Annotated in this window: 18 protein-coding genes; 13 read left to right on the top strand and 5 right to left on the bottom strand. The window is 47.1% G+C overall.

The genetic code is table 11. The features are described 5' to 3' along the window. Positions 1 to 21: 21 nt before the first annotated feature. The 3 genes from ppk2 to EPB59_RS09160 form a co-directional block, all read right to left on the bottom strand. Entirely contained in the window at positions 22 to 798 is a 777-nt protein-coding gene (gene ppk2 / locus EPB59_RS09170; protein ID WP_055052292.1) for a polyphosphate kinase 2, read from the bottom strand. Between the two features lie 48 nt (positions 799 to 846). Further along, on the bottom strand, positions 847 to 1605 hold the full coding sequence (locus EPB59_RS09165; protein WP_154172451.1) for a copper homeostasis protein CutC: 759 nt from the start codon (positions 1603 to 1605) through the stop codon (positions 847 to 849). Between the two features lie 298 nt (positions 1606 to 1903). Continuing rightward, complete coding sequence (locus tag EPB59_RS09160; RefSeq protein WP_000244650.1) at positions 1904 to 2509, bottom strand: peroxiredoxin C; 606 nt, start codon at positions 2507 to 2509, stop codon at positions 1904 to 1906. Positions 2510 to 2709: 200 nt separating this feature from the next. Here EPB59_RS09160 and EPB59_RS09155 point away from each other — a divergent pair, with 200 nt between their 5' ends. The 3 genes from EPB59_RS09155 (at position 2710) to aceA (ending at position 7279) form a co-directional block, all read left to right on the top strand. Beyond that, on the top strand, positions 2710 to 3615 hold the full coding sequence (locus EPB59_RS09155) for a hydrogen peroxide-inducible genes activator (RefSeq protein ID WP_154172450.1): 906 nt from the start codon (positions 2710 to 2712) through the stop codon (positions 3613 to 3615). 583 nt (positions 3616 to 4198) lie between these two features. Beyond that, positions 4199 to 5836: a malate synthase A gene (gene aceB, locus EPB59_RS09150; protein ID WP_195706971.1), complete on the top strand. Its 1638-nt coding sequence runs from the start codon at positions 4199 to 4201 to the stop codon at positions 5834 to 5836. 129 nt (positions 5837 to 5965) lie between these two features. Beyond that, complete coding sequence (gene aceA, locus EPB59_RS09145; RefSeq protein ID WP_000176891.1) at positions 5966 to 7279, top strand: isocitrate lyase; 1314 nt, start codon at positions 5966 to 5968, stop codon at positions 7277 to 7279. 104 nt (positions 7280 to 7383) lie between these two features. Here aceA and EPB59_RS09140 read toward each other — a convergent pair whose 3' ends face one another. Then, on the bottom strand, positions 7384 to 7833 hold the full coding sequence (locus tag EPB59_RS09140; protein ID WP_055052295.1) for a CBS domain-containing protein: 450 nt from the start codon (positions 7831 to 7833) through the stop codon (positions 7384 to 7386). 304 nt (positions 7834 to 8137) lie between these two features. Between EPB59_RS09140 and queA the strand changes: the two genes are divergently transcribed. The 5 genes from queA (at position 8138) to secF (ending at position 13838) form a co-directional block, all read left to right on the top strand. Further along, on the top strand, positions 8138 to 9196 hold the full coding sequence (gene queA / locus EPB59_RS09135; protein ID WP_154172446.1) for a tRNA preQ1(34) S-adenosylmethionine ribosyltransferase-isomerase QueA: 1059 nt from the start codon (positions 8138 to 8140) through the stop codon (positions 9194 to 9196). Positions 9197 to 9424: 228 nt separating this feature from the next. Further along, entirely contained in the window at positions 9425 to 10564 is a 1140-nt protein-coding gene (gene tgt, locus EPB59_RS09130) for a tRNA guanosine(34) transglycosylase Tgt (RefSeq protein ID WP_055028793.1), read from the top strand. Between the two features lie 104 nt (positions 10565 to 10668). Beyond that, positions 10669 to 11001: a preprotein translocase subunit YajC gene (gene yajC / locus EPB59_RS09125; RefSeq protein ID WP_000053139.1), complete on the top strand. Its 333-nt coding sequence runs from the start codon at positions 10669 to 10671 to the stop codon at positions 10999 to 11001. Between the two features lie 21 nt (positions 11002 to 11022). Beyond that, positions 11023 to 12876, top strand: a complete 1854-nt coding sequence (gene secD / locus EPB59_RS09120; protein WP_154172444.1) for a protein translocase subunit SecD — start codon at positions 11023 to 11025, stop codon at positions 12874 to 12876. A 14-nt stretch (positions 12877 to 12890) separates the two neighbouring features. Then, a complete protein-coding gene (gene secF, locus EPB59_RS09115) occupies positions 12891 to 13838 on the top strand; it encodes a protein translocase subunit SecF (RefSeq protein ID WP_055052298.1) in 948 nt (315 codons plus the stop codon). Positions 13839 to 14019: 181 nt separating this feature from the next. Here the strand turns inward: secF and suhB are convergent, their stop codons facing one another. After that, positions 14020 to 14823 (bottom strand): inositol-1-monophosphatase, encoded by an 804-nt coding sequence (gene suhB, locus EPB59_RS09110; RefSeq protein ID WP_000553438.1) that lies wholly within the window; start codon positions 14821 to 14823, stop codon positions 14020 to 14022. Positions 14824 to 15003: 180 nt separating this feature from the next. Here suhB and trmJ point away from each other — a divergent pair, with 180 nt between their 5' ends. From trmJ to iscA, 5 genes are all read left to right on the top strand, one after another. Continuing rightward, the gene (trmJ, locus tag EPB59_RS09105; RefSeq protein WP_195706970.1) at positions 15004 to 15735 is read left to right on the top strand and encodes a tRNA (cytosine(32)/uridine(32)-2'-O)-methyltransferase TrmJ; all 732 of its coding nucleotides are present in this window, start codon (positions 15004 to 15006) and stop codon (positions 15733 to 15735) included. Positions 15736 to 15849: 114 nt separating this feature from the next. Continuing rightward, on the top strand, positions 15850 to 16371 hold the full coding sequence (gene iscR, locus EPB59_RS09100) for a Fe-S cluster assembly transcriptional regulator IscR (protein ID WP_050412787.1): 522 nt from the start codon (positions 15850 to 15852) through the stop codon (positions 16369 to 16371). Positions 16372 to 16397: 26 nt separating this feature from the next. Continuing rightward, on the top strand, positions 16398 to 17612 hold the full coding sequence (locus tag EPB59_RS09095; protein ID WP_154172442.1) for an IscS subfamily cysteine desulfurase: 1215 nt from the start codon (positions 16398 to 16400) through the stop codon (positions 17610 to 17612). 36 nt (positions 17613 to 17648) lie between these two features. Beyond that, positions 17649 to 18032: a Fe-S cluster assembly scaffold IscU gene (iscU, locus tag EPB59_RS09090; protein ID WP_000331703.1), complete on the top strand. Its 384-nt coding sequence runs from the start codon at positions 17649 to 17651 to the stop codon at positions 18030 to 18032. Positions 18033 to 18092: 60 nt separating this feature from the next. After that, positions 18093 to 18416 carry an iron-sulfur cluster assembly protein IscA gene (iscA, locus tag EPB59_RS09085; protein WP_154172440.1) on the top strand — a complete coding sequence of 108 codons (324 nt, stop codon included), beginning with the start codon at positions 18093 to 18095 and terminating at the stop codon, positions 18414 to 18416. Positions 18417 to 18422: the final 6 nt, after the last annotated feature.

Genomic DNA, 18422 nt, shown 5'->3' with positions numbered 1-18422 from the left:
AAGTTTGTTGGGTATCGGTTATTAGTAGCGCTGCGGTACAAAGGTTTGGTCTTCAATCGGTGGTCGAACATAACCCTGCTGATTGATCTCAGGCAGCTCAATAGGCGGATATTCAATCTCGTGGTACTCAATACTGCTTAATAAGTGGCTGATACAGTTGAGGCGAGCGCGTTTTTTATCGTCAGAAGGCACTACCCACCACGGGCAATGTTTGGTGTCGGTATACGCAAACATCTCATCTTTGGCACGGGAATACGCCGCCCAACGCTTACGAGATTCGAGATCCATCGGGCTGAATTTCCAGCGTTTGAGTGGGGTTTCGATGCGTTCCATAAAACGTTTTTCTTGCTCTTCATCGGACACCGAAAACCAGTATTTGAGCAAAATAATTCCTGAGCGTTGTAACATGCGCTCAAATTCAGGGCAGGAGCGTAAAAACTCTTGATGTTCTTCTTCGCTACAAAAGCCCATTACCTTTTCAACCCCAGCGCGGTTGTACCAACTACGGTCAAACAGCACGATTTCGCCGCCAGCCGGTAAATGAGCCACATACCGTTGGAAATACCATTGGGTTTTCTCTTTTTCGGTTGGCGCGGGTAGGGCGGCGACTCGACAAACACGGTGATTGAGTTTTTCAGTGATGGTTTTGATCACTCCGCCTTTACCCGCCGCATCACGACCTTCAAAGATGATGACCACTTTGAGTTTCTCTTGCTTGACCCACTCTTGTAACTTTACCAGTTCGACTTGCAGCTGCTCTAGCTCACGCTCATAGACTTTCTTATCCAATTTTGTCATGTCATCTCTCCTGTGATGAGTTAAGCATAGCAGCGTACTTTCGTAAGTTCAGTTTACCTTGATGGAGTTGAGAGCTTGTACGGTTTGTTGCAGGGCTACCGTGTTCGTTACCGGAATAATGAAGTCATCACAGTCGCTAGCGCCCATTTTGCTTTCAGAACGAATGAACTGCATCAGGCTTGGACGAGTCGTTTTTGCAGACAAATGCAGCTCTTTCACTCCGCTTGCCACGGCAATTTCCGTCACATTTTGTGCGTTAACACCTGCGCCAGCCATAATGGAAATGCGTCCCGCACTTTGTTGAACCAACTGGGTTAAGCAATCAATCCCCAAAGAGGCAGTACGTGCCAAACCAGACGTTAAAATGCGTTCGCAACCTAAAGCAATAATGTCTTCTAACGCTTGCTCTGGATCTGCACAGAGATCAAAAGCGCGGTGGAAAGTGACGCCTAAACCGAGTGAATGGGCTAAATCGACTAAAGGTTGGGTGCGTTGAACATCAATCGTGCCATTGGCATTGAGTAAACCCAGTACCACTCCCTGTAAATTGGCTTGATGGGCTGTATGAATATCCTGCGCCATGATGATGAGGTCGTCATCGTGATAGAAAAAATCCCCTTCTCTTGGGCGGATCATGGCGTAAACCGGAATGGATGAACATTTTCCTGCACTGTGCATCAACCCCGCACTTGGGGTTAACCCACCTAGCGCGAGTGCAGAGCAAAGCTCAATGCGTGTAGCGCCCCCCGCGATGGCGTTGTGCAAGGATTCAATATTGTCGATGCAGACTTCAACTTGATAATTCATAGAGTTATCTCCGGCTAGATAAAGCAAATTAGCCTCCATGATAGCAGCAGTCTGCGTGTTGAATGAGTCAGAATAGGGGTAAAGTTTAGCGTATGAATTACCCATTTAATGATGGTGAGCGCCCTTGATCTAAATGGTACTGTCCAATAAACAGGAGAGAGAAAGAGGTGATATTTCAGATAGAAAAAAGCCCAAAGCATTGCTTTGGGCTTTTGAAGACTTTACTTCTTAACTGATTGGCGTAGCGTTTTCGCTTTATATTTTCCAACCACCCGTGTTGAGCGCGGGGTTAAGAATCTTATTTCAGGTCAGAAGAGTGTTGTGCTAGGAATGCTGCAACGCCTTTTGGAGATGCTTCCATACCTGCTTTACCAGCTTCCCATTGCGCTGGGCACACTTCACCGTGAGTTTGGTGGAAGTTTAGTGCGTCAACCATACGTAGCATTTCATCGATGTTACGGCCTAGTGGTAGGTCGTTAACCACTTGGTGACGAACCATACCTTCTTCGTCGATCAGGAATGAACCACGGAATGCAACGCCTGCTTCTGGATGCTCTACATCGTAGGCTTTACAGATTTCGTGTTTAACGTCTGCAACCAGTGGGTATTTCACTTGACCGATACCGCCGTTTTCAACAGCAGTGTTACGCCATGCGTTGTGAGAGAACTGAGAGTCGATAGACACACCGATCACTTCTACGCCTTTTGCGATGAAGTCTTCGTAACGGTTGTCGAATGCAATCAGCTCAGATGGGCAAACGAAAGTGAAGTCTAGTGGGTAGAAGAAAACAACCGCTTTCTTACCTTTTGTAAACTCAGCGAAGTTGAAGTTTTCAACGATTTCACCGTTACCCAGAACAGCTGCAGCAGTAAAATCAGGGGCTTTGCGACCAACTAGTACCATTATTTTGCTCCTAAGAAGTATGGTAATTGCTAAGGCGTGACATGGAGCCACGGCTCAGTCCGTATTTGAACGAGAGAAACTATAGTACAGATTGTAGGATTGAAAAAAGCGAATTAAATAGATTGAGTTAATCGAAAAAAGCGATAAATATGGAATCCGTTAGCTGTGAAGCAAGTTTGACCTAAGGTACTGATAAAACCATGAGTAAATGGCCGAGCCTGAAACAATTGTCCTATTTAGTGACGCTGTATGAAACGCGTCATTTTAGTGAGGCTGCAGAGCGCTGTTTTGTCAGCCAATCAACGTTGAGCAAGGGCGTTCAAAACCTCGAAGAATTGATTGGGTGTACGTTGTATGAAAAACAGGATAAGAAAAGTCCATTAGTCTTTACGCGGGCGGGAGAGTTGGTGGTCAAGCATGGGCGTGAGTTATTGGCTAAAGGCCAAGATTTGGTCGAGCTGGGTAAGCTTTGCCAAGGTGATGGCATGGAAGGGCAACTTCGATTGGGCTGTATTCCCACGATAGCGCCTTTTTTACTTGGCGATTTGGTGCAAGAGATCAACCAACGCTACCCCAAACTGCACCTACTGTTGCGTGAAGATACTACCAGCAATCTGCTTTCAGCATTGCGCAGTGGTGAATTGGATGTATTGATACTGGCGCTGCCGGTTGAGATTGGCAATATGGAAACGCGCATCGTTGGACATGATCCGTTTCGTATGGTGATCAGCCGTCATCAAGCGGATCGCATCCGTGTTCCGATTAAGTATGATGATTTACCGGATGAGTCCGTGTTTCTATTAGAAAATGAACACTGTCTGACGGAGCATGCGGTATCGGCCTGTAAATTGACTGACAAAGAGAAAATCAATCCATTTACCGCCACCAGTTTACACACTTTGGTGCAGATGGTGGCCAATGGTTTGGGTACCACTTTTATCCCACAAATGGCGATTGATCATGGCCTATTGGATAACCAGAATTTAGTCGTTGTCGATCCCCCTGGTCAAAAAGCGTATCGGGAAATTGGCTTAGTTTGGCGACCAAGCTCCTCGCGAACGCACACTTTTGAACAATTGTCTCAAGTGGTTTCTGAACTGCTTTAGCGATTGGTCGTACATTCTAAGTTGACGTTATCTAGTGAAAGCACGCTGTGAAAAGCGTGCTTTTAAGTATTTTATCTGGTTAGTAATTTTTTTATTGTGAAATTTCACAAGTCAAAATTGGTGAGGCTTTCATAAAATTGTAAATATTCACAATGTGAATTTTACACATTCTGATTTAAACGCTGTTTAAATTACGCTCATTTCGATCTGCTTCAACCCAATAAAAACCGTCGTTTTCACCATCTCGAAAAATTTAAACACTTGTTTGAGAGTGTTTTCTTATTCATTTTTAAGTGTAATTAAATTACGTAATGAGTTACGCATTTGGCCTGTTCTCTTCGGCTTAATAAGTAACCGGATAAAACTTCGAATTTAACGTTCGGTTAACTTTTGCACTTTCGTAAAAAGCCTTTGTGAGTTAAGGTTTATTGGCGTTGTTAAGACTTATGTCTAGTGTTTTCCATCTTGCAAAGAGAGTCGCTTTAGGTGACCTTAATGCACAGTAAATCAGCAAAGTTAGTGGTTTGAATTTGTAGTTTTAAAGTTACAAATGTTCTTGGTGAGCGTTTCAAGGAAGGAATTTATGTCAACCAATACTGCCGAATTAACTCAACAATCAACTGCAGCAAAAACGACCCAAGGCAAGCTTGATGTGGTGGGAGCTCTTGCGCCCGAACATCAAGCCATTTTCCCTGTCGAAGCCCAAACTTTTTTACAGCACCTTTGTGAGCGTTTTGCCTCGCGAGTCGATGAGTTGCTGGCCTTGCGTGAACAAAAACAAACGCTTATTGACCAAGGTCAGTTGCCTGATTTTCTTCCAGAAACCAAAGATATTCGAGAATGGAGTTGGAAAGTTCTCGGCATTCCTTACGATTTGCAAGATCGCCGCGTGGAAATTACAGGCCCGACCGATCGCAAAATGGTGATTAATGCCCTTAATGCGAATGTGAAAGTCTTCATGGCGGACTTTGAAGATTCGATGTCGCCCGCGTGGGACAAAGTGTTGGATGGGCAGATCAACCTGCGTGATGCGATTCTGGGTACCATAAGCTATACCAACCCAGACAATGGCAAGCGTTATGAACTCAATACCAACCCAGCAGTGCTCATCTGTCGCGTGCGCGGTCTGCATCTCAAAGAAAAGCATGTCACTTACAACGGCTTGGCGATTCCCGGTTCACTGTTCGATTTTGCGCTCTACTTTTACAACAACCATCGCGCACTATTGAAAAAAGGCAGTGGCCCTTATTTCTACCTACCTAAGCTGCAAGCTTATCAAGAGGCGCAGTGGTGGAGTGACGTGTTCCATTTCACGGAAGATTATTTTGGCTTAGACACCGGCACCATCAAAGCAACGGTGTTGATTGAAACTCTGCCTGCGGTATTTCAGATGGATGAGATTCTGTTCTCACTCAAAGAGCACATTGTCGGTCTGAACTGTGGACGCTGGGATTATATTTTCAGCTACATCAAAACCTTGAAAAAGCATCCCGACCGCGTATTGCCGGATCGCCAAGTGGTGACCATGGATAAGCCTTTCCTCAATGCGTATTCCCGTTTGTTGATTTACACCTGTCATAAGCGCGGTGCATTTGCGATGGGAGGAATGGCGGCGTTTATTCCAGCCAAAGATCCTGCGGTGAATGAGCAAGTGCTACAAAAAATTCGTGGCGACAAAATGCTCGAAGCGACCAATGGTCACGATGGTACTTGGGTTGCTCACCCCGGTTTAGCGGATACCGCCATGGCGGTGTTTAACGAGGTGCTTGGTGAGCGCAAAAACCAACTCAATGTAAGCCGAATGGACGATGCTCCGATAACCGCGGCCGATCTATTGGCACCTTGCGATGGGTCACGCTCCGAGCATGGCATGCGCCACAACATTCGCGTTGCGTTGCAATACATCGAAGCATGGATTTCTGGTAACGGTTGTGTGCCGATCTACGGCTTGATGGAAGATGCGGCGACAGCGGAGATTTCACGCGCTTCGATTTGGCAATGGATCCAACACGGTAAAACGTTAGATAACGGGCAAGTGGTCACTAACGAACTGTTTCGCGACTACCTCAAACAAGAGATTGAGGTGGTGAAAAGCGAAGTGGGTGAGTCTCGTTTTGCACAAGGGCGTTTTACTGAAGCGGCCGAATTGATGGAGCGCTTAACGACCAGCCAAGAGCTACCGAATTTCTTAACCATACCGGGCTACGACTACTTGCCGTAGGCCTCTATAACACCAGTAAGGTGAAAAAACGCCAGTAACGTGAAACCACTTTACGATCAGCGTGCGCAGTACTGATCGAACAAGGAATCGAGCTGCCAACAGGCAACCAATATACAAGAGGGATAGATTATGACACTGACTCGTCGCCAACAAATTGAAGCACTAGAAAAAGATTGGGCAACCAACCCACGCTGGAAAAATGTGAAACGCACCTATACCGCTGAAGAAGTGGTGAGTTTGCGCGGCTCGGTTGTGCCGGCCAACACCATCGCTCAACGTGGTGCAGACAAGTTGTGGGAACTGGTGAATGGTTCAGCGAAAAAAGGGTATGTGAACTGTTTGGGCGCACTCACTGGCGGCCAAGCGGTGCAACAAGCCAAGGCGGGCATTGAAGCGATTTATCTCTCTGGCTGGCAAGTTGCGGCGGATAACAACACCGCAGGCACCATGTACCCAGACCAATCTCTCTACCCTGTTGACTCAGTACCTTCTGTGGTGCGCCGTATTAACAACGCGTTTCGTCGCGCCGACCAAATCCAGTGGTCAAATGGTAAATCTCCTGAAGATGAAGGTGGCATCGATTACTTCCTACCAATTGTGGCCGATGCGGAAGCCGGTTTTGGTGGAGTGCTCAACGCGTATGAGCTGATGAAGTCGATGATTGAAGCGGGCGCAGCTGGCGTTCACTTTGAAGACCAACTGGCTTCGGTGAAAAAATGTGGCCACATGGGCGGTAAAGTGTTGGTGCCGACTCAAGAAGCGGTGCAAAAACTGATTGCAGCACGTTTGGCTGCCGATGTGTCAGGTACGACTACGTTAGTGATTGCTCGCACCGATGCCAACGCTGCGGATTTGCTCACTTCAGACAGCGATCCGTACGATGCTGATTTTGTGACCGGTGAGCGTACTTCCGAAGGTTTTTACCGCGTGCGTGCTGGCATTGACCAAGCGATTTCTCGCGGCTTGGCCTATGCACCTTACGCAGACTTGGTGTGGTGTGAAACCGCGAAGCCGGATCTGGAAGAGGCGCGTAAATTTGCAGAGGCGATTCATGCGCAATACCCAGATCAACTGCTGGCTTACAACTGCTCACCTTCGTTCAACTGGGAGAAGAATTTGGATGCGAAAACCATCGCGCATTTCCAACAAGCCTTGTCGGATATGGGTTACAAGTACCAGTTCATCACCTTAGCGGGCATTCACAATATGTGGTTCAACATGTTTGAGTTAGCACATGCTTACGCGCAAGGTGAAGGAATGCGTCACTATGTTGAGATGGTGCAACGTCGTGAGTTTGAAGCGGCAGAAAAAGGCTACACTTTCGTGGCACACCAACAAGAAGTGGGCACAGGTTACTTCGATAAAATGACCAACACCATTCAAGGTGGTAACAGTTCTGTGACGGCACTGACTGGCTCAACCGAAGAAGATCAATTTCACTAATCGATAATCCACAATTCTGTGCGAACCTTTGGCGGCCATCTGGCCGCCTTTTTTATCAACGCCGAGCACAACAGCGTTGTGTTGAAAAACGCGATGCCGCTGACTTACTGTTCTTCATCCATTTCATCTGGTTCACTTTCTTCTTGCAACTCAAGCAGGTTGATCGCAATAGTCACAAAGTCACTGTCGGTAATGATGCCGACTAACTCACTCTTCGCAACGACAGGCAAACAACCAATCTTGTGTTTTTGCATATACAGTGCGCTTTCTTTCAGCCCCGCTTGGGGAGCTACGCTCATTACATCGGTGTGCATGACTTCGTAGAGTGGTGTATCGAGAGTGTAAGAGGGATCTTGGGCTATCCGTTGCAAGTTTGACTCTTGAGCGGCCAACAAATCTCGCTGGGTAACAATGCCCAATAATTTCTTGTTCGCATCCACCACCGGAATGTGCCGAATATCGAGCGCTTCCATGAGATGCTTTGCGTCATTGAGGGTGTGAGTACGTAACAAAGTGTGTGGATTACGTGTCATCATGTCTTCAACTTTGATCATCGCCAACTCCTTTGTCAAAGAGAGAAACTTGAACGGGATTTTCTAACCCTTTCCTATTCACTATAGCCCTACTGACGGGGAACTTCTGCGAACTTGAGCCGAAATATACCTTTCATGTAGATAAGGCGAACGTGATGGATTGACTCATCGAACTTTGGCCTCAACGTCATTCGGTCTTTACAAACGGTTACCTTGCGAGAGGTGTATCACCACGCAGCATTCCTGTATCTTGAGCGCACTTAGGTATATACTGGCGCGCCGCGAAATCGGGCGACGATACTGATCACTTAATCAAGAAAGAGCCATGCAAGTTTCAGATTTTCATTTTGAACTCCCAGACGAGCTGATTGCTCGTTACCCAAAAGCAGAACGTACCGCGAGCCGCTTGCTGCAACTTGACGGCAACAGCGGTCAACTGACGGATGGAACCTTTAAAGATGTTCTCGGATTCGTTGAACCAGGTGATCTGCTGGTGTTTAACAACACACGAGTGATCCCTGCACGTATGTTTGGGCGCAAAGCCAGCGGCGGCAAGTTGGAAGTGTTGGTGGAGCGCATGCTTGATGAACACACGATTTTGGCGCACGTTCGCTCATCAAAACCGCCAAAACCGGGCACTGAACTCTATTTAGGCGAAAATGATGAATTTCATGCCGTGATGCAGGCGCGTCACGATGCGTTGTTTGAAATCCGTTTTACTGCGGAAACCGTGGTATTGGATATCCTCAACCAAATTGGCCATATGCCATTGCCGCCTTACATCGATCGTCCTGATGAAGATACGGATAAAGAACGCTACCAGACCGTTTATAACCAAAAACCAGGCGCGGTAGCCGCACCAACGGCCGGTTTGCATTTTGACCAAGCGTTGCTGGAGCAGATCCAAGCTAAAGGTGTTGAGTTGGCGTATGTGACACTGCATGTTGGCGCAGGGACTTTCCAACCTGTGCGCGTGGAAAATATTCACGATCACCACATGCATGCGGAATACGTAGAAGTACCACAAGAAGTGGTGGATGCGGTTGCTGCAACCAAAGCGCGTGGTGGCCGAGTGATTGCTGTAGGTACCACATCCGTTCGCTCGCTAGAAAGTGCCGCGCAAGATGCACTGAAAAAAGGCACGGAATTAAAGCCTTTCTTTGGTGATACCGAAATATTCATCTTCCCAGGCTATCAATACCAATTGGTGGATTGCTTGATCACCAATTTCCACTTACCAGAATCAACCTTGATCATGTTGGTGAGTGCGTTTGCTGGTTATGAGCACACCATGGCGGCTTATGAACATGCGGTAAAAGAACAATATCGCTTCTTTAGTTATGGCGATGCGATGTTTATTCGCAAGCAGACGACTAAAGCGTAACCATCCCTAATTATTTGGAGTGGCAATTTCAAATAAAGAGGGATAACGAAAACGAGTGCTGGCAGTAGCCAGAAAAGGTTCAGGCCTTTTTCGCAGGGAAACGCGACCGCTCCGCAAAGAGCCTTATTCAATGATATAAGGCTTGGATTGTAGACCTGCTGATGTGGCCAATACGCCACATTGAGTGGGAATAAAACGTCAGACTGTTTCTCTGACATTGGAGGCTTCGTGAAATTAACATTTGAACTGAAAAAGAAAAACGGCAATGCCCGTCGTGGTCAATTGACCTTTGAACGCGGCACAGTGCAAACCCCTGCGTTTATGCCAGTGGGTACTTACGGCACCGTAAAAGGGATGACACCAGAAGAAGTGAAAGAGACCGGCGCGCAAATTCTGCTCGGTAACACTTTCCACCTCTGGCTGCGCCCTGGCCAAGAAGTGATGAAAATGCACGGCGACCTGCACGATTTCATGAACTGGCAAGGTCCTATCTTGACTGACTCAGGCGGTTTTCAGGTATTCAGCTTAGGCGATATCCGCAAGATCACAGAAGAAGGCGTACATTTCCGCAACCCAGTAAACGGCGACAAAATCTTTATGGATGCCGAGAAGTCGATGGAAATCCAAAAAGATTTGGGTTCTGACATCGTGATGATTTTTGACGAGTGTACGCCATATCCTGCGACCCACGATGAAGCGAAAAAGTCGATGGAAATGTCGCTGCGTTGGGCAAAACGCTCGCGTGACCACTTCGACAAGCTCGAAAACCCGAACAATCTGTTTGGTATCGTGCAAGGTGGTGTGTATGAAGATTTGCGTGATGTATCGGTAAAAGGGCTTACTGAGATCGGTTTTGATGGTTATGCTGTGGGTGGTCTTGCGGTAGGTGAGCCGAAAGAAGATATGCATCGCGTACTGGAACATACCTGCCCACAACTGCCGGAAGACAAGCCACGTTATCTGATGGGCGTCGGTAAACCGGAGGACTTGGTGGAAGGTGTGCGTCGTGGTATCGACATGTTCGACTGTGTAATGCCAACGCGTAACGCACGTAATGGACACCTGTTTGTGACGGGTGGTGTGATCAAGATCCGTAATGCAGTACATAAAACCGATACAACACCACTGGATCCGCATTGCGACTGTTACACTTGCAAAAATTATTCGAAGTCATACCTGCATCATTTGGATCGTTGTAACGAAATCCTCGGTGCACGCTTGAATACCATCCATAACTTGCGTTACTACCAACGCCTAATGGAAAGCATTCGTAAAGCAATTGATGAAGACCGTTTTGAGCAATTTGTAGCCGAGTTCTACGCGCGTCGTAACCGCGAAGTGCCACCACTACAAAAAGACAAAGCCTGATTTCGTGCACTGGGTTGGATTTGCGTGGTAAGCCGCTTGAATTCACCCCTGTGCATCCCAATAGAATCAACATTAAACAACAATAACTTAGAGGACGTTTCTCAATGAGTTTAATTTCTGTAGCACATGCCGCAGGCGAAGGTGCCCCACAAGGTGGCGGTTTTGAAATGATCATCATGCTCGCGATGTTCGCAGTGATCTTCTATTTCATGATCTACCGTCCACAAGCTAAGCGTGTGAAAGAGCACAAAAGCCTGATGTCATCCATGGCAAAAGGTGATGAAGTGCTCACTAGCGGCGGCTTGGTTGGTCGTATCACTAAGATCGCTGAAGACAACGCTTACATCACTATCGAGTTGAACACCAACAACGAAGTTGTGATTAAGAAGGACTTCGTGACTGCAGTGTTGCCAAAAGGTACGCTGAAATCTCTTTAAAACAGCCATAGGATCCTCGCTGTGCTAAACCGTTATCCGTTATGGAAGTATCTGATGGTGGTGTTTACTATCGCCATTGCAGCCTTGTATGCACTTCCAAATATCTACGGTGAAGATCCAGCTATCCAAATTACAGGGGCGCGTGGCGCCTCTGTTGATATGTCAACGCTGGATGCTGTCACCTCTGCGCTCGATAAAGCGCACCTCTCCAAAAAATCCATTGCTCTTGAGAATGGCTCAATCTTAGTTCGTTTCAATGATACGGATACGCAAATTAGCGCCCGAGATATCATCAGTGAAGCACTAGGTAATGACAAAATCGTCGCACTCAATCTTGCGGCCTCTACCCCGGACTGGCTTGAGTCAATTGGTGCTGCACCAATGAAACTGGGTCTTGACCTGCGCGGTGGTGTGCACTTCCTGATGGAAGTGGATATGGATGCGGCGATGGAAAAATTGGTCACTCAACAAGAAGAATCTTTCCGTAGTGATCTGCGTGACGAAAAAATCCGTTACCGTGCTATTCGCCCGCTATCCGATGCCGTTGAAGTGACACTGCGTGATGCAGAACAGCTTGCACAAACCAAACTGCTTCTTGAGTCGAAACATCGTGACATGACTTTTACGACTTCAGAAACCGATGGCCGTTTTGTGTTGCTGGCTAAGTTTACCGAAGCTCGCTTGCAGGAAATTCGTAACTACGCCGTTGAACAGAACATCACAATTCTGCGTAACCGTGTGAACGAATTGGGTGTGGCTGAGCCTCTAGTTCAACGCCAAGGTGCAACACGCATCGTGGTGGAACTACCGGGTGTACAAGATACTGCGCGTGCTAAAGAAATCTTAGGTGCGACCGCAACCCTTGAATTCCGTGAAGTGGACGACAAAGCAGATCTCGCCGCGGCTGCCGCAGGACGTGCGCCAGCTGGCAGCGAAATCAAGTTCGATCGTAATGGCCGTCCTGTGGTGCTGAAAAAGCGCGTGATTCTGGGTGGTTCAAGCATTACCGATGCAAGCTCAAGCGCCGACGAGTATGGTCGCCCACAGGTGAACATTTCGCTCGATAGCGAAGGCGGCAACAAGATGTCGGCGTTCTCGAAAAAGAACATCGGTAAGCTGATGGCAACAGTCTTTGCGGAATACAAAGACAGCGGTAAGCGTTCTCCAGAAGGTAAAGTGATCCTGACTAAGCAAGAAGAAGTGATTAACCAAGCGACGATTCAATCGGCATTGGGGCGTAACTTCCGTATTACTGGGATTGATTCACCGGCGGAAGCACATAACCTTGCACTGCTGCTGCGTGCAGGTGCTTTGATTGCGCCAATTTCTATCGTTGAAGAGCGCACCATTGGTCCATCAATGGGTCAACAGAATATCGACATGGGTATTCAAGCCTGTATTTGGGGCATGGTAGCAGTAATGCTGTTTACGCTACTTTACTATCGTAAGTTCGGCATGATCGCTAACGTGGCACTAATGGCAAACCTTGTGTTGATCATTGGTGTGATGTCGATGATTCCGGGTGCAACCATGACCTTGCCGGGTATTGCGGGTATCGTGCTGACAGTGGGTATGGCAGTTGATGCAAACGTGCTGATTTTTGAGCGTATTCGTGAAGAGTTACGTGAAGGGAAAAATCCGCAGCAAGCGATTCACCAAGGTTATGCAAACGCATTCAGTACCATTGCCGATGCCAACATCACCACCTTAATTACTGCGATCATTCTGTTTGCCGTAGGTACAGGTGCGATTAAAGGCTTCGCGGTGACGCTGTCTATCGGTATTTTAACCTCTATGTTTACCGCCATTATTGGAACACGTTGTATCGTGAACCTATTGTATGGTGGCAAACGTATCAACAAATTGTCGATCTGAGGCTGGGGTAAGTTATGTTTCAAATCCTAAAAGCAGACAAAATGATCGACTTTATGCGTTGGTCGAAATTCGCTTTTGCGTTATCGCTAGCGATGATCGCTGCGTCGATGTTTACTCTGTCTACCAAATGGCTCAACTGGGGGCTGGATTTCACTGGCGGTACTTTGATTGAGGTTGGCTTTGAACAGCCTGCCAATTTAGATCAAATTCGTAGCGCCCTTGAAACGAAAGGCTTTGGTGATGCCACCGTGCAAAACTTTGGTTCTGCACGTGATGTAATGGTGCGCTTGCGCCCGCGTGAGGATATGGCTGGCGAAACGCTAGGTAACCAAATTCTTGCTGCGATCAAAGAAGGCACGGGCGGCAACGTGGAAATGCGACGTATTGAATTCGTTGGTCCGAACGTAGGTGATGAACTCACTGAAGCGGGCGGTCTAGCGATTCTGGTCTCTTTGTTGTGTATCTTGCTTTACGTTTCTGTGCGCTTTGAATGGCGTTTAGCAGCGGGTGCTGTGCTGGCACTAGCGCATGACGTCATCATCACGCTAGGTATCTTCTCTATCTTACAGATCGAAGTTGACCTGACGATTGTCGCAGCATTGCTGACGGTAGTCGGTTACTCACTTAACGATACCATCGTAGTATTTGACCGGATCCGTGAAAACTTCCGTAAGATGCGCAAAGAAGAGCCAGCAGAGATCATGAACAGCTCAATTACTCAAACCTTGAGCCGTACGTTGATCACCTCTGGTACGACCTTGTTTGTAGTGATTGCATTGTTTGCGAAAGGTGGTGCGTTGATCCACGGTTTTGCGCTAGCCTTGTTGCTAGGTATTACTGTTGGTACTTATTCTTCTATCTATGTGGCATCAGCACTGGCGCTAAAACTCGGGATTACCCGTGAGCACTTGCTGCCTCCACAAGTGGAGAAAGAGGGCGCTGATCTGGATGAAATGCCTTAGTCATTCTTTAGGCTTATTAATAAAAAACCGCTGCTTAGTCAGCGGTTTTTTATTGTTATCCGGTTACTCAATGAGTAAGTATGTCATTACCGCTATCACCGTAAATGCTTGAACTGGGTAAAAACAGGTAAAAAAGCCCCGCCATAATGGCAGGGCGATATCAGCTGTGACGGAGCAGATATTATTTCAAGATTGCGCTGTTACCGTTTTCACGGATGTGCTGCAGAATAGCTTTCACACCGCGTGGGCTTGATGCCACGATGTTGCCCGATTGCATGTAATCAGTGCCGCCAGCAAAGTCAGTCACGATAGCACCCGCTTCACGAGCAATCAGTTCACCCGCAGCCATGTCCCAAGGTTTTAGGCCTAGTTCGAAGTAACCATCAACACGGTTTGCCGCTAGGTAACATAGATCCAGTGCTGCTGAACCAGTACGACGGAAATCCGCACATTCAACAAACATCGCAGAGAGGATCTTCATGAAAGATTCTGAGTGTTGTTTTTGTTTGAATGGGAAAGCCGTTGCCAGAACTGCGCCTTGCAGATCTTTGATTGGCTGAACGCGAATACGAGCGTTGTTGAGCTGTGCACCCGCACCACGTTGTGCAGTGAACAGTTCGTTAGTCATTGGGTCGTAAACACAAGCGACTTCAGTTTTGCCTCTAAAGCGTACCGCAATAGAAACAGCGAAGTGAGGTAAACCTTTTACAAAGTTAGTGGTGCCATCCAGTGGGTCGATGATCCATTGCACTTCCTTATCTTTACCTTCGATAAGGCCGCCTTCTTCTGCAATGATGCAGTGCTCAGGGTAAGAGCTTTTGATGGTTGAAACGATAATCGCTTCTGCTTCTTTGTCGACGTTAGTGACAAAGTCGTTGGTGCCTTTCTGAGTAGTTTGAATTTTCTCTGCGTTTTCCAGAGATTTGGCAATATGGTTACCTGCTTTTCGCGCGGCGCGAATAGCGATATTTAGCATTGGATGCATACAAGTTTCCCAACGGATGTTAAAGAACGAAAAAGCGGGCGGCAGTATACCAAAACAAATCAAAAAGGGAAGTGGTTATTTTTTGTGCGCTTGGTTGTTTGAGGAAGCAAAGGGTCTGACCATTTTAGTCAGGTTTGTGTTACTATCGCGCGGCTTTGTTTGGAGTACTGTGAGCAGATAATGTTAGATCGCGTGAAAGTCGTATTAGTCGGCACTTCTCACTCTGGAAATATTGGTTCGGCCGCTCGGGCGATGAAAGTCATGGGGCTGAGCCAAATGGTGTTGGTGGATCCGCAGTGTCAGGTTGATGCTCAAGCGATCGCGCTAGCCGCTGGAGCAAGCGAAATAGCACTGAATGCACAGATTTTTCCAACTCTGGAAGCCGCCGTTGCCGATTGCGGGCTCGTTGTGGGTACCAGTGCTCGTTCCCGAACTCTAGATTGGCCAATGTTGGAACCGCGTCAATGTGGTGAAAAACTGATTGCTGAAGCTTCACAGCATACTGTCGCGATGGTCTTTGGCCGCGAACGTACCGGATTGACCAATGATGAGCTGCAATTGTGTCACTACCATGTATGTGTGCCTGCGAATCCAGAATACAGCTCACTCAATTTAGCAATGGCAGTGCAATTGCTGAGTTATGAAGTGCGCATGGCATTTCTAGCAATGGATCAGAATCAGCGCCAAGAGCAGCGAGATCAGGAATACCCACGTCATCAAGAGTTGGAATTATTCTATGAACATCTTGAAAAAGTGATTACTCAAACCGAGTTTATTTCTGCACAACAGCAGGGGCAAGTAATGAATAAGCTGCGCCGAATGTTTACTCGCTCTCGACCTGAAGCTCAGGAAATCAACATCTTGCGTGGTATTCTAACCTCAGTGCAAAAGTCGATTGCGTATAGAAAATGAGCTTATAAGTCTCAGGGTTAAATACCTGACTAAATTAGTCAAATAAATACTTGACCAAAAAACTCAAGTATGAAAAACTTCCAGCCACATAAACAGTGTGGATACGGTGTGATTATGAGACTGACATCTAAAGGAAGATATGCGGTAACAGCCATGTTAGATGTGGCTCTGCATTCGCAACAAAACCCAGTACCATTGGCGGATATTTCTGAGCGCCAAGGCATTTCTCTTTCGTACTTAGAACAACTTTTTTCTAAGTTGCGTAAAGCGGGCTTAGTCGCCAGTGTGCGCGGCCCAGGTGGCGGTTATCGCCTAGGAATGGATTCGTACGCTATTTCCATCGGTACTGTTATTGCAGCGGTCGATGAATCGGTTGATGCGACTAAATGTAACGGGAAAGGCGATTGTCAGGGCGGAACTCGCTGTTTGACTCACACACTGTGGCGTGATCTGAGTTCACGCATTACTGATTTTCTGAACAACATCACGCTCGGTGAGCTGATGGTAGATAACGAAGTTATCGAAGTTTCGGATCGACAAGATCATCATCTTTCGGTCAACCAAAGGGTTTCGCAAAACAACTCAAATACAGTCACCATTGGTGCTGCACCTTTTGGTATTAATGTTCGCTCATAGCGGCAAGGTTTACACTGGAGTAGAAAATGAAACTGCCTATTTATCTAGATTATTCAGCCACATGCCCAGTTGATCCGCGTGTAGCTGAAAAAATGGTTCAGTACATGACGATGGATGGTACCTTCGGTAACCCAGCTTCTCGATCGCACCGTTATGGCTGGCAGGCAGAAGAAGCAGTAGACACTGCGCGTGAGCAAATCGCAGCCCTGCTGAATGCAGACCCACGTGAGATTGTTTTCACTTCGGGTGCAACAGAATCTGACAACCTTGCAATCAAAGGTGTTGCTCACTTTTATAACAAGCAAGGTAAGCACATTATCACCAGCAAAACCGAGCACAAAGCCGTGCTAGATACTATGCGCCAACTTGAGCGTGAAGGTTTTGAGGTGACTTATCTTGATCCAGAATCAAATGGTTTGATCGAACTGGCTAAACTTGAAGCCGCGATGCGTGATGACACCATTTTGGTTTCTATCATGCACGTGAACAACGAAATCGGTGTGATCCAAGATATAGCCGCAATTGGCGAACTGTGCCGCTCACGCAAAGTGGTATTCCACGTTGATGCAGCACAATCGGCTGGCAAAGTCGCGATTGATGTTCAAGAGCTGAAAGTGGATCTGATTTCACTGTCTGCACATAAAATTTACGGTCCAAAAGGCATCGGTGCTCTGTATGTGCGCCGCAAGCCACGTATCCGTCTAGAAGCACAAATGCACGGTGGTGGTCATGAGCGTGGTTTCCGCTCTGGTACATTAGCGACTCATCAAATTGTTGGTATGGGTGAAGCGTTCCGTATCGCAAAAGAAGAGATGCAGAAAGATTATGAGCATGCACTCGCGTTGCGTGAGCGTTTGCTGACTGGCATCAAAGATATGGAAGCGGTAACCATCAACGGCGATCTTGAGCAACGTGTACCACATAACCTCAACGTGAGTTTTGCCTTTGTTGAAGGCGAATCTCTGCTGATGGCACTGAAAGATCTGGCGGTATCGTCAGGCAGTGCATGTACTTCAGCTAGCCTTGAGCCTTCTTACGTATTGCGTGCTCTGGGTCTGAACGATGAATTAGCGCACAGCTCAATTCGTTTCTCTTTCGGGCGTTTCACGACAGAAGCTGAAATTGATTATGCGATTGAACTGATCCGCGTAGCGGTAGATAAACTGCGTGACATGTCTCCATTGTGGGATATGTACAAAGAGGGTGTCGATCTGAACACTGTTGAGTGGGCTCATCACTAATCACACCAAGGTTATAAAGGATTCGAGGTAACGAACATGGCATACAGCGAAAAGGTCATTGACCATTACGAGAACCCACGTAACGTTGGTTCATTTGATAAAGAAGATCCTTCTGTAGGTAGCGGCATGGTTGGTGCACCAGCGTGTGGCGACGTGATGCGTCTGCAGATCAAAGTGTCACCAGAAGGCATCATCGAAGATGCAAAATTCAAAACTTACGGTTGTGGTAGCGCAATCGCTTCTAGCTCGCTAGTGACTGAATGGGTTAAAGGTAAGAGCATTGATGAAGCGGCAGCGATCAAGAACAGCGAAATCGCCGAAGAGCTCGAATTGCCACCAGTGAAAATTCACTGTTCAATCCTAGCCGAAGATGCCATCAAAGCCGCCGTTGCGGACTACAAGAAAAAGCATCAACACTAATTCGTTTGGGAGCTGTCGCAGCTCCCACCCTTTAATTTATTGAAATCATAAGGTTGAAGTATGGCCGTCACTCTTAGCGAAACCGCAGCAAGCCGAGTTAAAGCTTTTCTGGATAATCGTGGAAAAGGCATCGGTTTACGTCTTGGTGTCAAGACGACTGGGTGTTCGGGAATGGCGTATGTGCTCGAATTTGTTGATGATCTCAACGAAGAAGACCACGTATTTGAAAGCCATGGCGTTAAAGTGATCATTGACACCAAAAGCATGGTCTATTTAGATGGCACTCAACTCGATTACAAAAAAGAAGGGTTAAACGAAGGCTTTGAATTCAACAACCCAAATGTCAAAAGTGAATGTGGTTGTGGTGAAAGCTTCAACGTTTAACGGTAA

Origin of the sequence: Vibrio metoecus (assembly GCF_009665255.1) — a bacterium.
In the GTDB taxonomy this organism is placed as follows: Bacteria; Pseudomonadota; Gammaproteobacteria; order Enterobacterales; family Vibrionaceae; genus Vibrio; species Vibrio metoecus_B.
Note: the sequence above shows the minus strand (reverse complement) of the source record. Positions and strands in the feature narration are given on the sequence as shown.

Bases quoted from the DNA above. Each gene is read 5' to 3' on its own strand.
- ppk2 (WP_055052292.1), bottom strand. From the start codon at position 798: ATGACAAAATTGGATAAGAAAGTCTATGAGCGTGAGCTAGAGCAGCTG.
- EPB59_RS09165 (WP_154172451.1), bottom strand. From the start codon at position 1,605: ATGAATTATCAAGTTGAAGTCTGCATCGACAATATTGAATCCTTGCAC.
- EPB59_RS09160 (WP_000244650.1), bottom strand. From the start codon at position 2,509: ATGGTACTAGTTGGTCGCAAAGCCCCTGATTTTACTGCTGCAGCTGTT.
- EPB59_RS09155 (WP_154172450.1), top strand. From the start codon at position 2,710: ATGAGTAAATGGCCGAGCCTGAAACAATTGTCCTATTTAGTGACGCTG.
- aceB (WP_195706971.1), top strand. From the start codon at position 4,199: ATGTCAACCAATACTGCCGAATTAACTCAACAATCAACTGCAGCAAAA.
- aceA (WP_000176891.1), top strand. From the start codon at position 5,966: ATGACACTGACTCGTCGCCAACAAATTGAAGCACTAGAAAAAGATTGG.
- EPB59_RS09140 (WP_055052295.1), bottom strand. From the start codon at position 7,833: ATGATCAAAGTTGAAGACATGATGACACGTAATCCACACACTTTGTTA.
- queA (WP_154172446.1), top strand. From the start codon at position 8,138: ATGCAAGTTTCAGATTTTCATTTTGAACTCCCAGACGAGCTGATTGCT.
- yajC (WP_000053139.1), top strand. From the start codon at position 10,669: ATGAGTTTAATTTCTGTAGCACATGCCGCAGGCGAAGGTGCCCCACAA.
- secF (WP_055052298.1), top strand. From the start codon at position 12,891: ATGTTTCAAATCCTAAAAGCAGACAAAATGATCGACTTTATGCGTTGG.
- suhB (WP_000553438.1), bottom strand. From the start codon at position 14,823: ATGCATCCAATGCTAAATATCGCTATTCGCGCCGCGCGAAAAGCAGGT.
- trmJ (WP_195706970.1), top strand. From the start codon at position 15,004: ATGTTAGATCGCGTGAAAGTCGTATTAGTCGGCACTTCTCACTCTGGA.
- iscR (WP_050412787.1), top strand. From the start codon at position 15,850: ATGAGACTGACATCTAAAGGAAGATATGCGGTAACAGCCATGTTAGAT.
- EPB59_RS09095 (WP_154172442.1), top strand. From the start codon at position 16,398: ATGAAACTGCCTATTTATCTAGATTATTCAGCCACATGCCCAGTTGAT.
- iscU (WP_000331703.1), top strand. From the start codon at position 17,649: ATGGCATACAGCGAAAAGGTCATTGACCATTACGAGAACCCACGTAAC.
- iscA (WP_154172440.1), top strand. From the start codon at position 18,093: ATGGCCGTCACTCTTAGCGAAACCGCAGCAAGCCGAGTTAAAGCTTTT.